Source organism: Rhodococcus sp. GQ147 (assembly GCF_059759155.1).
Genome location: NZ_JCAXDU010000007.1, coordinates 40,531 through 59,826 on the forward strand (window position 1 = coordinate 40,531; position 19,296 = coordinate 59,826).

Annotated in this window: 13 protein-coding genes; 6 read left to right on the forward strand and 7 right to left on the reverse strand. The window is 68.2% G+C overall.

Going from position 1 to position 19,296, the window contains the following annotated elements; all coding sequences use genetic code 11:
* Nucleotides 1-68 precede the first annotated feature (68 nt).
* Entirely contained in the window at nt 69-1,097 is a 1,029-nt protein-coding gene (locus tag AC6CID_RS10225; RefSeq protein ID WP_498353917.1) for an FAD-dependent monooxygenase, read from the reverse strand.
* 59 nt (nt 1,098-1,156) lie between these two features.
* Between AC6CID_RS10225 and AC6CID_RS10230 the strand changes: the two genes are divergently transcribed.
* The 3 genes from AC6CID_RS10230 to AC6CID_RS10240 all read left to right on the forward strand — a co-directional run bounded on the left by AC6CID_RS10230 (nt 1,157) and on the right by AC6CID_RS10240 (nt 8,066).
* A complete protein-coding gene (locus tag AC6CID_RS10230; RefSeq protein ID WP_269064397.1) occupies nt 1,157-1,726 on the forward strand; it encodes a TetR/AcrR family transcriptional regulator in 570 nt (189 codons plus the stop codon).
* Nucleotides 1,727-2,026: 300 nt separating this feature from the next.
* Nucleotides 2,027-6,622, forward strand: a complete 4,596-nt coding sequence (gltB, locus tag AC6CID_RS10235; protein ID WP_498353918.1) for a glutamate synthase large subunit — start codon at nt 2,027-2,029, stop codon at nt 6,620-6,622.
* Nucleotides 6,615-8,066 carry a glutamate synthase subunit beta gene (locus tag AC6CID_RS10240; RefSeq protein WP_006553332.1) on the forward strand — a complete coding sequence of 484 codons (1,452 nt, stop codon included), beginning with the start codon at nt 6,615-6,617 and terminating at the stop codon, nt 8,064-8,066. Before gltB ends, AC6CID_RS10240 begins: the two co-directional genes overlap by 8 nt.
* Before the next feature lie 78 nt (nt 8,067-8,144).
* Here AC6CID_RS10240 and AC6CID_RS10245 read toward each other — a convergent pair whose 3' ends face one another.
* Nucleotides 8,145-8,627 carry a DoxX family protein gene (locus AC6CID_RS10245; RefSeq protein ID WP_019290420.1) on the reverse strand — a complete coding sequence of 161 codons (483 nt, stop codon included), beginning with the start codon at nt 8,625-8,627 and terminating at the stop codon, nt 8,145-8,147.
* Nucleotides 8,628-8,816: 189 nt separating this feature from the next.
* Here AC6CID_RS10245 and AC6CID_RS10250 point away from each other — a divergent pair, with 189 nt between their 5' ends.
* Both AC6CID_RS10250 and AC6CID_RS10255 read left to right on the forward strand, forming a co-directional pair.
* Nucleotides 8,817-9,587 carry a YncE family protein gene (locus AC6CID_RS10250; protein WP_232512458.1) on the forward strand — a complete coding sequence of 257 codons (771 nt, stop codon included), beginning with the start codon at nt 8,817-8,819 and terminating at the stop codon, nt 9,585-9,587.
* Nucleotides 9,588-9,787: 200 nt separating this feature from the next.
* Nucleotides 9,788-10,630 (forward strand): cutinase family protein, encoded by an 843-nt coding sequence (locus AC6CID_RS10255; RefSeq protein ID WP_080678516.1) that lies wholly within the window; start codon nt 9,788-9,790, stop codon nt 10,628-10,630.
* Nucleotides 10,631-10,634: 4 nt separating this feature from the next.
* Here AC6CID_RS10255 and AC6CID_RS10260 read toward each other — a convergent pair whose 3' ends face one another.
* Together AC6CID_RS10260 and AC6CID_RS10265 are read right to left on the reverse strand one after the other, a co-directional pair.
* A complete protein-coding gene (locus tag AC6CID_RS10260; RefSeq protein ID WP_094979630.1) occupies nt 10,635-11,546 on the reverse strand; it encodes an SDR family NAD(P)-dependent oxidoreductase in 912 nt (303 codons plus the stop codon).
* A gap of 36 nt (nt 11,547-11,582) precedes the next feature.
* On the reverse strand, nt 11,583-12,224 hold the full coding sequence (locus tag AC6CID_RS10265) for an MSMEG_1061 family FMN-dependent PPOX-type flavoprotein (RefSeq protein ID WP_006553337.1): 642 nt from the start codon (nt 12,222-12,224) through the stop codon (nt 11,583-11,585).
* Nucleotides 12,225-12,403: 179 nt separating this feature from the next.
* On the opposite strand from AC6CID_RS10265, the gene AC6CID_RS10270 reads away from it, so the two are divergent.
* Nucleotides 12,404-12,886, forward strand: a complete 483-nt coding sequence (locus tag AC6CID_RS10270; protein ID WP_033098119.1) for a nuclear transport factor 2 family protein — start codon at nt 12,404-12,406, stop codon at nt 12,884-12,886.
* Nucleotides 12,887-12,942: 56 nt separating this feature from the next.
* Here AC6CID_RS10270 and AC6CID_RS10275 read toward each other — a convergent pair whose 3' ends face one another.
* From AC6CID_RS10275 to AC6CID_RS10285, 3 genes are all read right to left on the reverse strand, one after another.
* A complete protein-coding gene (locus AC6CID_RS10275; protein WP_033098120.1) occupies nt 12,943-13,542 on the reverse strand; it encodes a histidine phosphatase family protein in 600 nt (199 codons plus the stop codon).
* A 44-nt stretch (nt 13,543-13,586) separates the two neighbouring features.
* Nucleotides 13,587-16,919 carry a bifunctional lysylphosphatidylglycerol synthetase/lysine--tRNA ligase LysX gene (gene lysX, locus AC6CID_RS10280; protein ID WP_415915322.1) on the reverse strand — a complete coding sequence of 1,111 codons (3,333 nt, stop codon included), beginning with the start codon at nt 16,917-16,919 and terminating at the stop codon, nt 13,587-13,589.
* A 130-nt stretch (nt 16,920-17,049) separates the two neighbouring features.
* Entirely contained in the window at nt 17,050-19,164 is a 2,115-nt protein-coding gene (locus AC6CID_RS10285; RefSeq protein ID WP_498353919.1) for an MMPL family transporter, read from the reverse strand.
* Between the last annotated feature and the right edge of the window lie 132 nt (nt 19,165-19,296).

Genomic DNA, 19,296 nt, shown 5'->3' on the forward strand with positions numbered 1-19,296 from the left:
CGTTTCATCAGGGTTGGACGCAGCAGCGTGACGATCGGTTCCCTCGACCGGGTGATTTTCGGAACGTTTCAGGCGATGCGGCCGAATGCTGTGATGGAGGAGTCGCGGAGAGATGTCAGCCGGGACGCGGTCGCGATCCTGGCGACCGCCCGTGACGCGGGCACGAGGAGCTGGGTGCGGCGTCGACGGGCACGGTCATAGCGCTGCAGAGCGATCGGTACCGGATGCTCGGACAACAGCGTCGCGAGTGTCGTGGCGTCGACGATTGCTTCGCATGCGCCGCGGCCGAGATTCGGTGCCATCGCATGCGCCGCGTCGCCGATCAGTGCGGTGTTGCCGCGGACGTACGACGGGAGGCGGGGGGATTCGTACAGGTCGTGGTACATGACGTCGTCGGGGTCGAGGCGGCCGAGGATGTCGCGTACGCCGGGGTGCCAGTCGTGGAAGCGGCCGTACAGGTCGTCGAGGGTGCCGCCGGTGCCTTCGGTGGTGCGGACGGCGGCGAACCAGTTGGTGAGGTCGCCGTCGCGGTCGGTGATTCCGAAGAGCGCGCCGGGACCCCAGGTTTCTCCATGGTTCGTGGTGGAGCCGCCGACCCAGCCGCGCCACGCTCCGTACCCGGTGTGCACGGGCCGGTAGGCCGGACCGAACGCCTCGTCACGTACCGCACTGCCGATTCCGTCCGCGCCGATCATCACGTCGTATCCGGCGAGGGCCGTGAGCGGTGGCGCGGGGGCGTCGAACTTCACGATGTGGTCGGGGAGGCCGGACAGCAGGATGTCGAGGAGGGCGGGCCGGGAAACCATGACCGGTGCCCGGCGAAGGTCCCCGACGTGGGCGAGCACCACACCGTCCCAGCGTCTGAGCGTCGCGGAGCGCTGTGTCACGCCGAGTTGTTCCACCCGTCCGCCGACGCCGGCAACTTCGAGTGCGGCCAGGGCAGGAGGCCACATCCCGAGCGCGGTGCCGGTGCGCGGAGGCTCCGGAGATCGTTCGAACACGTCGATGTGCCATCCGTGGCGGAGGAGGGTGTTCGCGGCGGTGAGCCCTCCGATTCCGCCGCCGAGGATCGCTGCACTGCCTGGCTTCACGGTCATGTCATGACGGTACTACGTATGTAGTGGACAGTCACTACCCCTGTAGTGATCCTCGTAGAATGTCTCTCGTGACCGACAAACGCGCCACCGTCCTCGACGCCGCAATCGAACTCGTGGGGACCGAAGGATTGCGCGCCCTCACCCACCGCCGCGTGGATGCCATCGCCGGTGTGCCGGCCGGCTCCACGTCGAACTACTTCCGCACCCGCCAGGCTCTCGTCGAAGGGGTGCTCGACAGGCTCCTCGAGCGGGACCGGGTCCAGCTCGAGGCGATCGGCGCCGCGTTGCCGGGGGACGCACGTGAGCTCGAAGACCTGGCGCACGGATATGTGATGTTCGTGACGGGGGACGACCTCGTGCGGACCCGCGCACGCTTCGCGATGTTCGTCGAGGCGATGGCGACGCCCGAACTGCGTGCCGGGGTCGAAACCCGCCGCAGCGAACTGCGCGGATGGATCGGGACCGTGCTCGCGGGCCTCGGCGTCGACGATTCCGCCACCGCCGCGCGGGTTCTCATCGACTACCTGGACGGACTGATCCTGCATCGCTGCACCTCGCAGGACGACGGGCCGGACCCGCGCGACGGCGTGTCCCGAATGGTGCGAATGCTGCTTTCCACGGCAGGGTGACGCCCGCGATTCCGGTGCGTTACGGCTGCGTTTCCGCAGGTGGGCGGAAGAATAGGGCAGGCTTGCTTGCATTACCCCCCGCCACCTGGCATATCGTTCGTTTCGAAGACGGTGGGACCACGACGTCCCACCGGTCGCCGGGTCCACGCTCGCGCTGCCGAAAAGGCACCCGCACCGTCGCGGATGAGCGGATACTGGCGATGTCGAAGGTATCGGGCACCCGGCCGATACCCGTCTACGGCAGTAGATGGCCATCAGCGCTGCTGGTCGTCGGTGCTATCGCATCAACGAAGGCTAGGTATGACTCATCTCCCCGGGCCTCGAGGGCTCTACCACCCGGCGAACGAGCACGACTCCTGTGGCGTCGCGTTCGTCGTCGACATGCATGGTCGTCGCAGTCGCGACATCGTGGAGAAGGCGATCACCGCCCTGGTGAATCTCGAACACCGCGGTGCAGCGGGAGCGGAACAGAACACCGGCGACGGCGCCGGCATCCTGATCCAGGTCCCCGACGCCTACTTCCGTGAGGTCGTCGACTTCGATCTTCCCGCCGAAGGCGCATACGCGACCGGTATCGCGTTCCTGCCCAAGGACACCGCCAAGGCCGACGCCGCGGCCGCCGAGGTCGACCGCATCGTCGTCGAAGAGGGCCTCGAGGTCCTCGGCTGGCGCGAGGTGCCGATCGACGAGTCCGAGCTGGGTTCCATGGCCAAGGACGCCATGCCCACCTTCCGGCAGATCTTCATCGCCTCCGGCGCCCGCGCGCTCACCGGCCTCGAGCTCGAGCGCCGCGCGTACGTCGTGCGCAAGCGCACCGAGCACGAGCTCGGCCACCACGGCGCGGGCGAGGACGGTCCCGGCAGCGAGACCGTCTACTTCCCGAGCCTGTCGGCGTCGACCTTCGTCTACAAGGGCATGCTCACCACGCCCCAGATGAAGGGCTTCTACCGCGACCTGCAGGACGAGCGCGTCGTCTCGGCCCTCGGTCTCGTGCACTCGCGGTTCTCCACCAACACGTTCCCGTCGTGGCCGCTCGCGCATCCCTTCCGCCGCGTGGCGCACAACGGCGAGATCAACACCGTCACGGGCAATGCCAACTGGATGCGCGCCCGTGAGGCACTCATCGACACCGAGGTCTTCGGCGGTCGCGACAAGCTCGAGAAGATCTTCCCGGTCTGCACGCCGGGTGCGTCCGACACCGCGCGTTTCGACGAGGTGCTCGAACTGCTGCACCTCGGTGGTCGCAGCCTGCCGCACGCCGTGCTCATGATGATCCCCGAGGCGTGGGAGCGCCATGACTCGATGGATCCGGCCCGTCGCGCGTTCTACGAGTACCACGCGGCCCTCATGGAGCCGTGGGACGGACCGGCCTCGGTGTGCTTCACCGACGGCACCGTCATCGGCGCCGTGCTCGACCGCAACGGCCTGCGCCCCTCGCGTGCCTGGGTCACCGACGACGGCCTCGTCGTCATGGCCTCCGAGGTGGGTGTGCTCGACATCCCCACCGAGAAGATCGTCAGCAAGCGTCGCCTGCAGCCGGGCCGCATGTTCCTCGTCGACACGGCCAAGGGCCGCATCGTCGAGGACGAGGAGATCAAGCGCGAGCTCGCCGCCGAGCATCCCTACGAGGAGTGGGTCGCAGGCGGCGTCACCCGTCTCGAGGATCTGCCCGAGAGCAAGTACACCTACATGTCGCACGAGCGTGTCGTGCTGCGGCAGCAGGTATTCGGCTACACCCGCGAAGAGGTTGATCTCCTCGTCAAGCCGATGGCGGCCTCCGGAGCCGAGGCGCTCGGCTCGATGGGCACCGACACGCCGATCGCCGTGCTGTCGTCGCGTCCGCGTCAGCTGTTCGACTTCTTCTCGCAGCTGTTCGCCCAGGTCACCAACCCGCCGCTCGACGCGATCCGCGAGGAGATCGTCACCAGCATGGGCGGCATGCTCGGCCCCGAGGGCGACCTGCTGAACCCGACCGAGGCGTCGTGCCGGCAGATTCTCATCGGTGCGCCGGTCATCGACAACGACGACCTGCAGAAGCTCATCCACGTCAACGACGAGAAGCAGTTCCCCGGCTTCAACAGCGTCATCATCCGCGGCCTGTACCCGGTCGCGGAGGGCGGTGAGGGTCTGCGTCGCGCCCTCGCCTCGATCCGCGAGCAGGTCTCGCAGGCCATCGAGAAGGGCGCACGCCTGATCGTGCTGTCCGACCGCGAGTCCGACGAGAAGCTGGCGCCGATCCCGTCGCTGCTGCTCACCTCCGCGGTGCACCACCACCTCGTCCGCGAGAAGACCCGCACCAAGGTCGGTCTGCTCGTCGAGGCCGGCGACGCCCGCGAGGTCCACCACATCGCCGCCCTGTGCGGTTTCGGTGCGGCCGTGGTCAACCCGTACATGGCGTTCGAGAGCATCGACGAGCTGTTGCAGAACGGCGACCTGCCCGAGGGCATGACCCTCGACAAGGCCATCGCCAACTACATCAAGGCGGCCTCGAAGGGCGTGCTCAAGGTGATGTCCAAGATGGGCATCTCCACGCTCGCCTCCTACACCGGTGCGCAGCTGTTCCAGGTCATCGGCCTGTCGCAGGAACTCGTCGACGAGTACTTCACCGGTCTGCAGTCGCAGCTCGGCGGTGTCGGTCTCGACGAGATCGCCGCGGACGTCGCGGCCCGTCACCGCACGGCCTTCCTCGACCGCCAGTCCGAGCGCGCGCACCGCGAGCTCGAGGTGGGTGGCGAGTACCAGTGGCGTCGTGAGGGCGAGTACCACCTGTTCAACCCGGACACGGTGTTCAAGCTCCAGCACGCGACCCGCACCGGCCAGTACTCGATCTTCAAGGAGTACACGAAGCTCGTCGACGACCAGTCGGAGCGACTCGCGTCGCTGCGCGGTCTGTTCGAGTTCAAGAAGGGCGTGCGCCCGCCGGTGCCGCTCGACGAGGTCGAGCCGGCGAGCGAGATCGTCAAGCGCTTCTCGACCGGTGCGATGAGCTACGGCTCCATCTCGGCCGAGGCGCACGAGACCCTCGCGATCGCGATGAACCGTCTCGGTGGCCGCTCGAACTCCGGTGAGGGCGGCGAGCATCCGAGCCGTTTCACCCCGGACGAGAACGGCGACTGGCGGCGCTCGGCGATCAAGCAGGTCGCCTCGGGTCGCTTCGGTGTGACCGCGCACTACCTGAGCAACTGCACCGACATCCAGATCAAGATGGCGCAGGGCGCTAAGCCCGGTGAGGGCGGCCAGCTGCCGCCGCACAAGGTGTACCCGTGGGTCGCCGAGGTCCGTGGTTCGACGCCCGGCGTCGGCCTGATCTCGCCGCCGCCGCACCACGACATCTACTCGATCGAGGATCTCGCGCAGCTGATCCACGACCTGAAGAACGCCAACCCGAAGGCCCGCATCCACGTGAAGCTGGTCTCCGAGCTCGGTGTCGGCACGGTCGCCGCGGGTGTGTCGAAGGCACACGCCGACGTCGTGCTCATCTCGGGTCACGACGGTGGTACCGGCGCGTCGCCGCTGACCTCCCTCAAGCACGCGGGTGCTCCCTGGGAGATCGGTCTCGCCGAGACCCAGCAGACGCTGATGCTCAACGGTCTGCGCGACCGCATCGTCGTGCAGGTCGACGGCCAGATGAAGACCGGCCGCGACGTCGTGGTCGCCGCTCTCCTCGGCGCCGAGGAGTACGGTTTCGCGACCGCGCCGCTCGTGGTCTCGGGCTGCATCATGATGCGTGTGTGCCACCTCGACACCTGCCCCGTGGGTGTCGCGACGCAGAACCCGGTGCTGCGCAAGCGGTTCACCGGCAAGCCGGAGTTCGTCGAGAACTTCATGCTGTACATCGCCGAAGAGGTGCGCGAGTACCTCGCCGAACTCGGTTTCCGCAGTCTCGACGAGGCCATCGGCCAGGTGGACGTCCTCGACACCCGCAAGGCCGTCGAGCACTACCGCGCGTCGAAGCTCGACCTGTCGCCGCTGCTCGAGAAGGTCACCTCCCCGATCTTCGGGGAGCAGGACATGCACTGCACCAAGGAGCAGTACCACGCTCTCGACAAGGCACTCGACAACGAGCTGATCGCGAAAGCGCAGCCCGCTCTCGAGTCGGGTACGTCGGTCTCGTTCGACACTCCGATCACCAACGTCAACCGCACCGTCGGCACGATGCTCGGCCACGAGCTCACCAAGAAGTACGGTGCGGAAGGGTTGCCGGACAACACGATCGACATCACCTTCGCAGGTTCGGCCGGCAACAGCTTCGGTGCGTTCGTCCCGCGCGGCATCACGATGCGGCTCAACGGCGACGCGAACGACTTCGTCGGCAAGGGCCTGTCGGGTGGTCGCATCATCGTGCGCCCGCCGCACAATGCGGCCGAGGGTTTCGTGCCCGAGGACAACATCATCGCCGGCAACGTCATCCTGTTCGGTGCCACCTCGGGTGAGGTCCTCATCCGTGGCATCGCGGGTGAGCGCTTCGCGGTCCGCAACTCCGGAGCCACGGCCGTCGTCGAAGGCGTCGGCGACCACGGCTGCGAGTACATGACGGGTGGCAAGGTCGTCATCCTCGGCAAGACCGGCCGCAACTTCGGTGCGGGCATGTCCGGTGGCGTCGCGTTCGTGTACAACCCGGACAAGGACTTCGAGAACAACCTGAACACCGAGCTGGTCGACCTCGAGGATCTCGAGGGCGAGGACTTCGCGTGGCTCAAGGGCGCCGTCGAACGGCATCGTGACGAAACGGGCTCCGAGGTCGCAGCCCGCATCCTGGCCGACTGGTCACAACAGGTCAGCCACTTCGCGAAGGTCATGCCTCGCGATTACAAGAAGGTACTCATGGCTATCAAGGACGCCACCATCCGTGGTGCGAACGTGGACGAGGCGATCATGGAGGCTGCTCGTGGCTGATCCCACCGGTTTCCTCAAGCACGGTTCCCGCGAGACGCCGGTCCGCCGGCCTGTCCCGCTGCGACTCCTCGACTGGAAGGAGGTCTACGAGCCGTTCCCGCTCGACACCCTCCGGACCCAGGCAAGCCGTTGCATGGACTGCGGTATCCCCTTTTGCCACAACGGTTGCCCGCTCGGGAATCTCATCCCCGAGTGGAACGACCTCGCCTACAAGGGTAAGTGGGAGGACGGGATCGAGCGTCTCCACGCCACGAACAACTTCCCCGAGTTCACCGGCCGGCTCTGCCCGGCGCCCTGCGAGGCGTCGTGCGTGCTCGGCATCAACCAGGACCCGGTGACCATCAAGCAGGTCGAGGTCGAGCTGGTCGAGAAGGCCTTCGACGACGGCCGCGTCAAGCCGGTTCCGCCGTCGAAGCTCACCGGCCGCAAGGTCGCGGTAGTCGGCTCCGGGCCTGCCGGTCTCGCTGCGGCACAGCAGCTCACGCGTGCCGGTCACTCGGTGACGGTGTTCGAGCGGGCCGACCGCATCGGTGGTCTTCTCCGTTACGGCATCCCCGAGTTCAAGATGGAGAAGCGCTTCATCGACCGCCGTCTCGCGCAGATGGAGGCCGAGGGCACCGTCTTCAAGCCGGGCGTGAACGTGGGTGTCGACATCACCGCCGATGAGCTGCGCGAGCAGTTCGACGCCGTGGTGCTCGCCGGCGGCGCGACCGTCGCCCGCGACCTGCAGATCCCCGGACGCGAGCTCGACGGCATCCACCAGGCGATGGAGTTCCTGCCGATCGCCAACCGCGTGCAGCTCGGCGATCTGCCGGCCCCGACCATCACGGCCGAGGGTAAGAAGGTCGTCATCATCGGCGGTGGCGACACCGGCGCCGACTGCCTGGGCACCTCGCACCGTCAGGGTGCGGAGAGCGTCCACCAGTTCGAGATCATGCCGCGGCCGCCGGAGCAGCGCGCCGAGTCCACCCCGTGGCCGACCTACCCCCTCATGTACCGCGTCTCGTCGGCGCACGAGGAGGGCGGCGAGCGCGTCTTCTCCGTCAACACCGAGGAATTCATCGGCAAGGACGGCAAGGTCACCGCGCTGAAGGCGCACGAGGTGCAGATGGTCGACGGTCGCTTCGAGAAGGTCGAAGGAAGCGACTTCGAACTCGAGGCCGATCTGGTGCTGCTCGCGATGGGCTTCACCGGTGCCGAGAAGCCGGGTCTGCTCACCGATCTCGGGGTCGACTTCGACCAGCGTGGCAACGTCGCCCGTTCGTCGGAGTGGTCCACCAACGTCGACGGTGTCTTCGTCGCCGGCGACATGGGTCGCGGACAGTCGCTCATCGTCTGGGCGATCGCCGAGGGTCGCGCGTGCGCCGCTGCGGTGGACCGCTTCCTCGAGGGTGAGACGGCGTTGCCGGCGCCGATCGCGACCACCACGATGCCGCAGCGCTGAACGAGGTACGACCACTGGGCCGCACACCGGAAGGTGTGCGGCCCAGTGGCGTTCGGGGAGCGGCGTTCGTGGGTGGGGTCAGGCGTCGACGAGCGACGCGGGATCGGTGTCGGTTGCGGTGGCCGGCGCCGGTTCGGGTGTGGCCTCCTCGCGCCGCCGCGCGAGGAGGCGATCCACGGCCCACGATCCGGAGCCGAGGAAGATCAGGACGAACATCGCCCAGCAGAACAGCGCGGCGGATTCACCGTCGTTCTGGATGGGCAGTGCGCCGTCGGCCTGGTGACCCCAGAAGTAGGCGTACGCCATCGATCCGGAGCCGAGGAAGGCCGCGAGCCGGGTACCGAGACCGACGATCAGGGCGGTGCCGCACACGACCTGGATGATCGCACCCCACCAGCCGGGCCATGCGCCGAGTTGTGCGGTGGTTCCGCCGTAGGGTTCCGCCGGCCACGCCCACAGGCTCGTGGTGCCGTGGCAGAGGAACAGGAAACCGACGGCGATGCGGAAGGCGGCGACGGCGTGATCGCCGAAACGGTCCGGCCAATGGCGCACTGAGTTCATCACGTGCGGAAGTAAAGCATGCCTACCCTTACATGCGGGGTACTTGGTCATCGTTCCTCGGGTTTCGGTGGAGCTGCCCCTGCTTTCCGGGGGTGGATCCACAGAAATCCGCTCAACAGGGACCATCGGACGCGCTGCGCTTGTGATATTTCCGTGTCGCCGGGCGTCGCACCCGTTATGGTTCTGCGCATGACGGCTACGAGACGGGCACTGGCGACGGTCGTGATGGGTGCGGGTGCCGTCATGGCTGCCGTCGCGGCGGCTCCGGCCGCGACCGCGGACCCTGCGGACGCGTGCATCCGCGACGGTGGCGGGCTCGTGACGATCGACGGCGCCGAGTCCGTCCCACCGGTTTTCGGATTCGACGGTCCCCGCCTGCTCGGACTCCAGGGCGGCGTCGGCAACGCATGCATCACCAACGTGGGTCCCGGCGCCGTGACCGTCACGCATCCCGAGGGGCGTGTCCCGGGACGCACCGAGGTGTCCACCGCGCTCGTGGAGATGCGGGTCGACGGCGGGCTCGGCAACGTCGCCGTCACCAATGTCGGTACCGGTGCGGTCACGGTGCACCGGACGGAGGTCACGCCAGAGCCCGTTGCGGGGCCTGCACAGGCTCCGCTCCCCGGGATGCCGGAGCTGATCCTCGACGCGGGAACCGACGGCGTCTTCGTCACGAATATCGGTACGGGCGGTGTCACGGTCGTCGACCGTGCCGTCGCGCCGGCGGAGCTCCCGGCCCCGCCACCGCCTCCGCCGGGCGCGGTGGTCACCGATCCGTTCAGCGGAAACATCTATGTGACAAACCTTTTCGGGCCCGACATCGTCGTCGCGGAACCCGCCTCGACCGCCGAAGGGAGCGTCGTCGAGCGGCCGGTTCCGGGAACGGCGGTCGACTACGGGACGGGCAACGTCTTCGTGACGAACATCGGTGGGGGACAGGTGACCGTCGTCCGCGGCTGATCCGCCGGCCCCGTCGTTTCCCGACAACGTTCCGGACTCGGATACATCACATCCGGTTCACGAATATGTCATCCTTCTACTCGATACTGCCGGGGAGAGACGCGGCACCAGGACAGTAGCGGGGCGGGGACATGGCTATGAGAAGAGTGTGGGCGGCAACGGTGGCCGCAGTGGCGGCATGTGCAGCAGTATTCGCCGCAATGCCTGCGGCGCAAGCCAATCCGCCCGGATGTCCGACCCTGAACGTGGTCGCTGTGCCTGGAACATGGGAGACCTCGAACACCCCCGACCCCGGCCGTGGGAACGGCATGCTCGCCCAGGTCACGTCCAATCTTCCCGCCGGGGCCCGCGTCGACTACGTCGCGTATCCCGCCACGGCCTTTCCGTGGGAGGGCGACGTGTACGCGGCCTCCCGCAATCGCGCCGTCGACAACGCGCGCGGCATCATCGCGGCCACCGCCGAGCGGTGCCCCCTCACGAACTTCGCCCTCGTCGGCTACAGCCAGGGTGCCGATGCCGCAGGCGATCTCGCCGCCGAGATCGGCACCGGGCTGGGAGTGATCGGTCCGCACCGCCTCGTCGCGGTGGGTCTGCTGTCCGATCCGCGCCGCTCCGAACTCGACCCGTTCGTCGGTCCGCCCGTCGCCGGCACCGGTGCGGGAGGTGCCCGCGCGGGAGGCTTCGGATTCGTAACGCCCAACGTGCGCACCATCTGCGCGGTGGGCGACCTCTACTGCTCGACGCCGCCGGAGGATTTCGTCACGCGACTGGCCGGCTTCCTCGCGATCTCGGCGGGCAGCCCGTTCGAGCAACTCGAGAACTACCGCGACGAGGCGACGGCGCTCTACAACGACATCATGACCGCCGGAGGCATCCCGATGCTGCAGCTACAGCTCACGCCCGAGGCGAACGAGCTGCGCGAGCAGAAGATCCGAACGTTCTACGAGTCGCAGATCCACCAGGACTACTCGAACTACGTGGTCGACGGTCGCGGAACGACGGCCACGCGGTGGCTGCACGACTGGATCGCCTCGAAGGCCTGAACCATCAATCGATGTCGAATCGTGCGCCCACACGCATGGCACGGGGCGCGAAGCGCATCAGCCACTTGCGGACCTTCGCGCCCGGGGCGACCGTCACCACAGGCTTGTTGTGACGGACCGCCCCGACGATCGCCTTGGCCACCTTCTCCGGCGCGATGTGCAGGCGCCGGTACATCGCGAGGGTGCGGGTGCGTCGTGCTGCTCGTAGTTCCTTGTTCGGCGCGACGTACTCCGTCGCCCGGGTGAGGTTGGTGTCCACCAGGTCGGGACACACGACGGTCACGCCGATCCCGTGTTCGAGCAGTTCGGCGCGCAGGCACTCCGACAGCATGAACACCCCGGCCTTGCTCGTCGTGTAGGCGGCGAGGTTGCGTTGCGGCATGTACGCCGCGGCCGACGAGACGTTGACGATCTGCCCACCCGTGCCGGCCTCGATCATCTGCTCCGTGAAGGCGCGGCAGCCGTAGACCACTCCCCAGAAGTTCACGTCCATCACGTTCTCGAAGACGCTCTGCGGAGTGTCGGCGAAGGCACCGATGACACCGATGCCCGCGTTGTTGACGAGCACGTCGGCGACGCCGTGCCGCTCGCGAACGGTCTGCGCGAACTTCCGGACCTGCTGTTCGTCGGAGACGTCGAGTTCGTAGGCGTGAGCGGCGCCGCCGAAAACGGCCTCGGAACCTCCGGCACCGGGAGCCGGGACGTTCACGAGCGCCACCGTCTCGCGGGCGCTGTCGAGATCCTTGTCTGCCACGACGACGATGGCACCTTCGGCGGCGAAGGCGATCGCCGAGGCCCGGCCGATCCCGCTACCACCACCGGTGACGACGACGAGGGCGCCGGTCAGGTCGCGCAGGCGGCTGCGTAGTGCAGCGCCGGCGCGCCAGCGGCGTATCTGGGCGATCCGAGAGGTCACCCCACCATCGTGACGCACTCGCCGCGTGTGGTCCGGTCAGTACAGGAACTCGCGGTAGAGCTCGCGTTTGCCCGGCTCGGCGTCGGCCGGGATCTCGATCGAGTGGAGTTCGGCGTGCATGTCGCGCATCGAGGGGACCGCCGCACGGTCGGGATAGGTCGACGGATCCCACAGCTTGGCGCGGAGCAACGCCCGCGCGCAGTGCAGGAAGACCTCGTCGATCTGCACGATCACAGCAAGCTGCGCCGGCTTGTTCTGCAGCGACAGCTTCCCGAGCAGGTCGGGGTCGGTCGACAGCGTGGCGCGGCCGTTGATCCGCAGCACCTCCTCGTCGCCGGGGACGAAGAACAGCAGCCCGACGTGAGGGTTCTCGAGGATGTTCCGGTACGAGTCGGCGCGGCGATTGCCGGGCCGGTCGGGCAGCGCGATCGTGTGGTCGTCGAGGACGAGCACCGCCGACTCGATGTCGCCGCGCGGCGAGCAGTCGCAGTTGCCGACGGCGTCGGCGGTGGCGATCGTGAAGAACCGCGCCAGCGACAGGAAATGCCTGATGAGCGGCGTCAGGTGTGGTCGCGCCTTGTCGACGATCGCCGGGTGCGGAATGCCCAGGACGGCCTCGAGCTCGTCCTGTGTCCGTATCCCGCCCTGTACGAGTTCGTCGATCCTGTCCGCATCCATCCGGTGCACCTCCGGCGGTGACCGTATCAATCCTGCACGGGAAGATCATGTCGGCGTCCGTGTCATGCCCTGGTCAGGGGCTGCACAGTCGATTGCTTCCGGTCACCGGGACGACCCGGGAGGCAGGACTCCGGACCCCGGTAGAACGGGTGGCGACGCCCCCGCCCGGAAGGATCGAGATGACCGACTCCGCCCTGCTGGCCTCCCTCCTCGAACGCGTACAGCTCCTCGAGGACAAGGCTGCGATCCACGAGGTCCTCACGGCCTACGGCCCGGCCGTCGACGCCGGTGACGCCGAGGCGGTGGGGGAACTGTGGGCCGAGGACGCCGTCTACGACGTCGACATCCGCCTGATGGAGGGTCGCGACGCCATCATGAAGATGGTGCGCACCCGACCGCACCAGGACTACATCGAGGAGGGCTGCGGTCATCTGCTCGACCCGGTGCACATCCGGGTCGGCGGCGACACCGCCGTCGCGACCTGCCACTCCCTGCTGCTGCGCCGCAACGCCGATTCGGATTCGTTCCGGGTGTGGCGGGTGAGCGCCAATCGTTTCGAACTCGCCCGGATCGACGGCAGCTGGAAGATCGTGCGCCGCACGTCGCGGTTGCTCGACGGCAGCACCGCCGCCCGCGACCTCCTCGCGAGCGCACGGCGCTGAACCCACGACTCGCGGGTGGGCGCTGGGGGCTCACCCGCGGCCGACTCCCGGGGCGCTCAGACGCGCAGGGTGTCGCGTACGTGCCCGGTCTCGTTGATCGACGCGACGCGGCGCGCGCCGCTGCGTGAGACGAGGATGCGCGTCACCGACGCGTACTCGATGGGGAACATCAGCGGCCGGGGCAGCTCGAGCAGGTGCTGCAGCACGATGTTCACGACCCCACCGTGGGCGAACAGCGCCACGGTCTCGGCGTGGTCGCACGTGTCCACCACCTGGTCGATCCCTCGCAGCACCCGCGTGCGGAAGGCGTCCCCGTCCACGAAATCGGGCAGGTGACCTGCCAGGATGCGCTTGTAGGCGGCCGGTGCGACGTCCTTCGCGGCGTCGATCGTGAAGTAGTGGTCGTGGCCGTAGTCGTACTCGGCGATGTCCTCCATCTTCTCCACGTCGAGCCCGCGTCGTTCCGCGACCGGCTCGGCCGTCTGCAGGGCCCGCAACTGCGGGCTCGAGAACAGGCGGGTGATGTTGTAGGGGGACAGCGCGTCCGGCAACCGCGACGCCTGGAGACGACCGGCCTCCGTGAGCGGCGGGTCGGCGCCCCCGGTCTCGGCGCGGGCGTTGTTCGGCTCGGCGTGACGGATCAGGAGTAGCTGCACGACCTCACGATGCCAGGTGGAGCGGTTTCACGTGAAACCACCCGTCAGGAGCGCCGCGGCTTCGTGAACGGGAACGCCAGCGACTCGCGGATGCTCCCTCCGAGTACGAGCATCACGATCCGGTCGACACCCATACCGAGGCCGCCGGTGGGAGGCATCGCGTACTCGAGTGCTTCGAGGAACTCCTCGTCGAGTTCCATCGCCTCCTCGTCACCGCCCGCGGCGAGCAGCGACTGCTCCGTGAGGCGAGCACGCTGGTCGAGCGGATCGGTGAGCTCGCTGTAGGCGGTCCCCAGCTCGACACCCCAGGCCACCAGGTCCCACTTCGCCGCGACACCCGGCTTGCGGGGGTGCGGCCGGGTCAACGGCGACACCGAGGTCGGGAAGTCGGTGTAGAAGGTGGGGAACTCCGTCTTCGATTCGACGAGGTGCTCGTACATCTCCTGCGCGGTGGCGCCGGCGTCCCAGGCCGGGTTGTAGGGGATCTCGTGTTCGTCGCACAGGCGTCGCAGGACGTCGACGGGGGTCTGCGCATCGACGAATGTCCCGAGCGCCTCGGAGATCGCGTCGTGGAAGGTCTTGACGGGCCACTCGCCGGAGATGTCGATCTCGACCGGGATACCGTCGGGTCCGGGCCGCAGGATGATCTCGCGTCCGTGTGCCGCGCGGGCCGCTGCCTGGATCAACTCGCGTGCGACCACCCGCATCTTCTCGTAGTCGCTGTGCGCCTCGTATGCCTCGAGGATCGTGAACTCCGGGTTGTGCTTGAAATCCGCACCCTCGTTGCGGAACACCCGGCCGATCTCGAAGACCTTCGCCATGCCCGCGACGCACAACCGCTTCAGATACAGCTCGGGGGCGATCCGCAGGTACAGATCGGCGTCGTAGGCGTTGATGTGCGTGATGAACGGTGCGGCGTTCGCGCCGCCGTGCACCGACTGCAGGATGGGGGTCTCCACCTCGAGATAGCCGCGCGCCTGCAGTTCGTCGCGTAGCGACCGCACCACCGCGCTGCGTGCCGCGAGGTGGTCGCGTGCCCCGCGGTCGATCGCGAGATGCAGATAGCGTTGCCGCACGCGGGCTTCCGGGTCGACGAGGCCGTGGTACTTGTCGGGCAGCGGATGCAGGCACTTGCCGTCGATGCGCCACGAGTCGGCGAGCACCGAGATCTCGCCGGTGCGGCTGCGTCCCACCTCGCCCGACACCTCGACGAGGTCACCGAGGTCGAACAGGAAGCGTTGTCCGGCAACCCGTTGCCGGTCGATGAGGATCTGGATGTCGCCCGACCAGTCGCGCAGCACCGCGAACAGCACACCGCCGAAGTTGCGGATGCGCAGCAGGCGTCCCGCCACGGTCACCGGGGTGCCGGACTTCGCGGCCCGGGCCTCGGCGGCCGTGTGGGTCGGGGGATGCGCGACCGGATAGGGATCGACACCGTGCTCGACGATCCGCTGCAGGGTGTTCATCCGCACCTGGACCTGTTCGGGGCGGCGACGTCCGTGCGAGACGGCGGGCGTGCCGTCGGCAAGCTCGACGTCGGGTGCGCTGCCGTCGTCGTGCAGTTCTGCCGCGGCCACCTGGTCCTCGGGGAACGCCGAGTGTGTTCCCGTGTGCTGCTGGGTGTTCCGACGACCGAAGGTGGGGAGGGTGAGGAAGCCCTCGGCGATCGCCGACGCGAGCGCGACGCGCGGGATGAGCCGGTTGTCGCGGAAACACAGGAAGCGGGGCACCCATTCGGGGTGGTACTTGACGTTGGACCGGTACAACGCCTCGAGCTGCCACCACCGTGAGAAGAACAGCAGGATCGACCGCCACAACCGCAGGATCGGGCCGGCACCGATCCGCGCGCCCTCCTCGAAGACCGACCGGAAGACCGCGAAGTTCAACGAGATCCGCTCGACGTCGAATTCGGCACCGCGTGAGGCGAGCTCGGAGACCATGAGTTCGACGACGCCGTTGGGGGCCTGCGGGTCGCGGCGCATGAGGTCGAGTGACACGCCGTCCGATCCCCAGGGCACGAGCGAGAGCATCGCGACGACCTTGCCGTCCGCGACCGCTTCGACGAGCAGGCAGTCGCCGTCGAGCGGGTCGCCGAGCCGCCCGAGGGCCATCGAGAAACCGCGCTCGTTTTCGGTGTCGCGCCAGGCCTCGGCGCGCTGGATCGCCGCCGACAGCTCGATGGGTGACAGTTCGCGGTGACGCATGATCCGCGCGGTCACACCGTGTTTGCGGGCGCGGTTGACGGCCTGCCGCACCGGTCGCATGTCGCGTCCGGCGAGACTGAAGTCGCGGGTGAGCAGGACGGCCTCGTCGCCGAGCTGCAGCGCGTTCAGACCCGTACGGTGGTAGGCTGTCGCACCGTCCTCGCTCGCCCCCATCACCGCGGGTGTCCACCCATAGGCGCGGGCGAGGTCGAGCCATTCGTCGATGGCGTGCGGCCACGCTTCGGGGTTGCCGATCGGATCACCGCTCGCGAGGCACACGCCGAGTTCGACGCGGTAGGTCACCGCGGCCTTGCCGCTGGGGGCGAACACCACGGCCTTATCGCGGCGGGTCGCGAAGTAGCCGAGCGAATCGTCGCTCTGGGCGAGCAGACCGCGGATGGCCGATTCGTCACTGCCGGTGAGCGCGTTGCTCGCTCGCTGTGAACGGAACAGCACCACGACCGCCGCGAGCACGGCGAGGGCGCCGAGGAGGCCGAGGATCGTGTTGACCAGCCCGTTCGGGCGGCCACCGAACTGGTCGTTGTCGATGAACGTCAGCGCGGTGACGCGGTTGAGCGCCCACAGGAACCGGTCGGTAGCGGGCAGGGTGCCAGGGAACAGTTCCACCAGGCCCCAGCCGATGAGCGTCGCGACGACCAGACCACCCACGAGCACACCGAGTGCGGCCCAGGCGTTTCCGCGCCGCACGCGCGTGTAGAACTCGGGATAGGACAGCAGCAGGAGCGCGACGATCAGCAGATGGACGACCAACGCGACGAGGTGGTTCGGGTCGCGCTCGACGATACTCATCACGAGATTGGTGATGGAGAATCCGCCGAGGTAGATCGTCAGGATCCACCACGCGATGCGTTTTCGGCCGGCGATCGCACCGGCGAGCAGGCCGAGGACGAGCGCGAACGACAGGCTCGTGTCGGGGGCGTCGAAGTAGTACTCGTCGAGATATTCGCGCGGGGCGTGGATCCAGTAACGCAGGGTCGGGGAGATCGACCACAATGCGACCACGACCGCGTAGATGCCCAGGATCAGGCCGACGATGTGCGGTACGGCGGACAGACGTCCACCGACACGGTCGGTCAGCGACGGCCGGGAGGGCGGTCGGGCGTCCTCCACCGGACGCGGGCGCTCGACAGGAGCGGCGGAATCCGCAGACATGGAATAGAACGGTAACGGGCAAACGCGGCAGCCGTGGGACGAACGGCCGCGGGACCGGATCACATGCCCGGTCCCGCGGCCGTTCTCATCCGCTCATGCGCCTGTCAGTAGCACTGCGCGCTCAGCGCGCTCATGAGCGCGGCGCTCCCGCGGTCGCGACGTCCTCGGAGGCGTCCGGCTCGGACGGTTCGGCCCGCGCCAGCTTGCTCGGCCACCAGATCTTCTTGCCGATGTCGATCGTCAGGGCCGGCACCACCAGCGACCGCACGAGCAGCGCGTCGAGCAGGACACCGAAGGCGACGATGAACGCCAGCTGAGCCAGGAACAGCAGTGGGATCACCGCCAGCGCCGAGAACGTGGCCGCGAGCACCACGCCGGCGGACGTGATGACACCACCGGTGACGGTCAGCGCCCGCAGGGTGCCCGCACGGGTACCGACCTTCTTCGTCTCCTCGCGGACGCGGGTCATGAGGAAGATGTTGTAGTCGATACCCAGCGCCACGAGGAAGACGAACCCGAACAGAGGCACCACCGGGTCGGCGCCCGGGAAACCGAACAGGTGGTTGAACACGAGCGATGAGATACCGAGGGTCGCCGCGAACGAGACGATCACGGTGAGCATCAGCAGGATCGGTGCGACGACCGCCCGCAGCAACGCGATGAGCACCAGCAGCACCACGAGCGTCACAACCGGGATGATGACGGTGCGGTCGCGGGTCGCGGTGTCCTTCGTGTCGAGGTCGACGGCCGTGGGTCCGCCGACGAGTGCCTCGGCCCCGGGCACGGCGTGCACCGCCTCGCGGATGCGTTCGACGGTCTCCTCGGCGGCGAGGGAGTCGGCGGGATCCGAGAGCGTCGCCTGCACCGCGACCAGTCCGTCGACCACGCGCGGCGCGCCGTCGGGGCCGGGGACGGGCTGGACGGTCGTCACGCCCTCGACGCCCTCGGTGGCGCCGACGACACCCTCGAGCGCGCCTTCGCGGGCGACGACGATGCTGGGCGAACCGGTGCCGGCGTCGAAGTGCTCACTGAGCACCTCCTGGCCGGACTTCGAATCGGTTTGCAGGAGGAACAGATCCGAGGACGCGACACCGCTCGCCTTGAACTGCGGTGCCAGCAGGGCGAAGGCGACGAGCACGAGGCTGCACACGATCCAGATGGGACGCGGCTTCGACCCGACGAAGTCGGCCACCCGGCCCCACACCTTGTGGGACTTCTGCATGTCGTCGGCGTCGGCGTTCGGGTCGTAGACCGGGCGGGTGGGCCAGAACGCGACGCGGCCGAGCAGCACGAGCACTGCGGGCAGGAAGGTGAGCGACGCGAGGAACGACGTCGCGATGCCGATGGCGGCCACCGGGCCGAGACCGCGGTTGGAGTTCAGGTCCGACAGCAGTAGGCACAGCACACCGAGGATGACGGTGCCGGCCGACGCCGCGATCGGCTCGATCGAGCCGCGGAGCGCGCTGCGCATCGCGGCGTACTTGTCCTGCTGCAGTCGCAGTTCCTCGCGGTACCGGGAGACCAGCAGCAGCGCGTAGTCGGTGGCGGCGCCGAACACGAGGATGAACATGATGCCCTGGCTCTGGCCGTTGAGCGCGATCGCTCCGGCGTCGGCGAGCACATAGATCAGCAGGCTCGCGAGGGCGAGTGCGAACAGCGCCGAGATGATGACGACGAACGGCAGGATCGGGCTGCGGTAGACCACCACGAGGATGACGAGGACGACACCGCCCGCGACGAGCAGGAGCAGTCCGTCGATGCCGCCGAAGGCCGACGACAGGTCGGCGGCCTGCCCGGCGGGGCCGGTGACGTAGACGGTCAGGCCGTCCGGTGCGCCTTCGAGGGCCGTCCGGAGTTCCTCGACGGCCTCCTGGACCTCCCCGGAGGCGTCGAGCGGCACGATCATCTGCGCCGCTGCGCCGTCCTCGGACGGGATCGGCGGCGGTCCGGCCGATTCGGCGGCGAGGAAGGCGAGGTCCTCGTCGGTGATCCCACCGTCGCGTTCGGCGACGACGATCGCGGGGATGAACTCGCTCTCGTTGAACTGCGCGTACAGCTCGTCCGCGCGGGTGGATTCGGCCGATGCCGGGAGGAAGGTGCTCGCGTCGTTGGAGGCGACCTCGCTGAGCTTGCCTGCGAACGGGCCGCCGCCACCGGCGGCCACGAGCCACGCGATGAGCAACAGGGCGGGTAGCAGCCACCGCCATCGGCCGGTTCTACGTGGGGGCGCGGTAGCAGTGCTCAAGATTCCTCCTGGCGTGAACGGATATGTCGACCCACCCGGGGGCGTGGACGCCTACCGGCGTGTGATCGAACTCGAGCGCGACGACGCGACCGGTGGCGACTCTCCGGTCGCGGTCTCGGACCCGGCGACCCT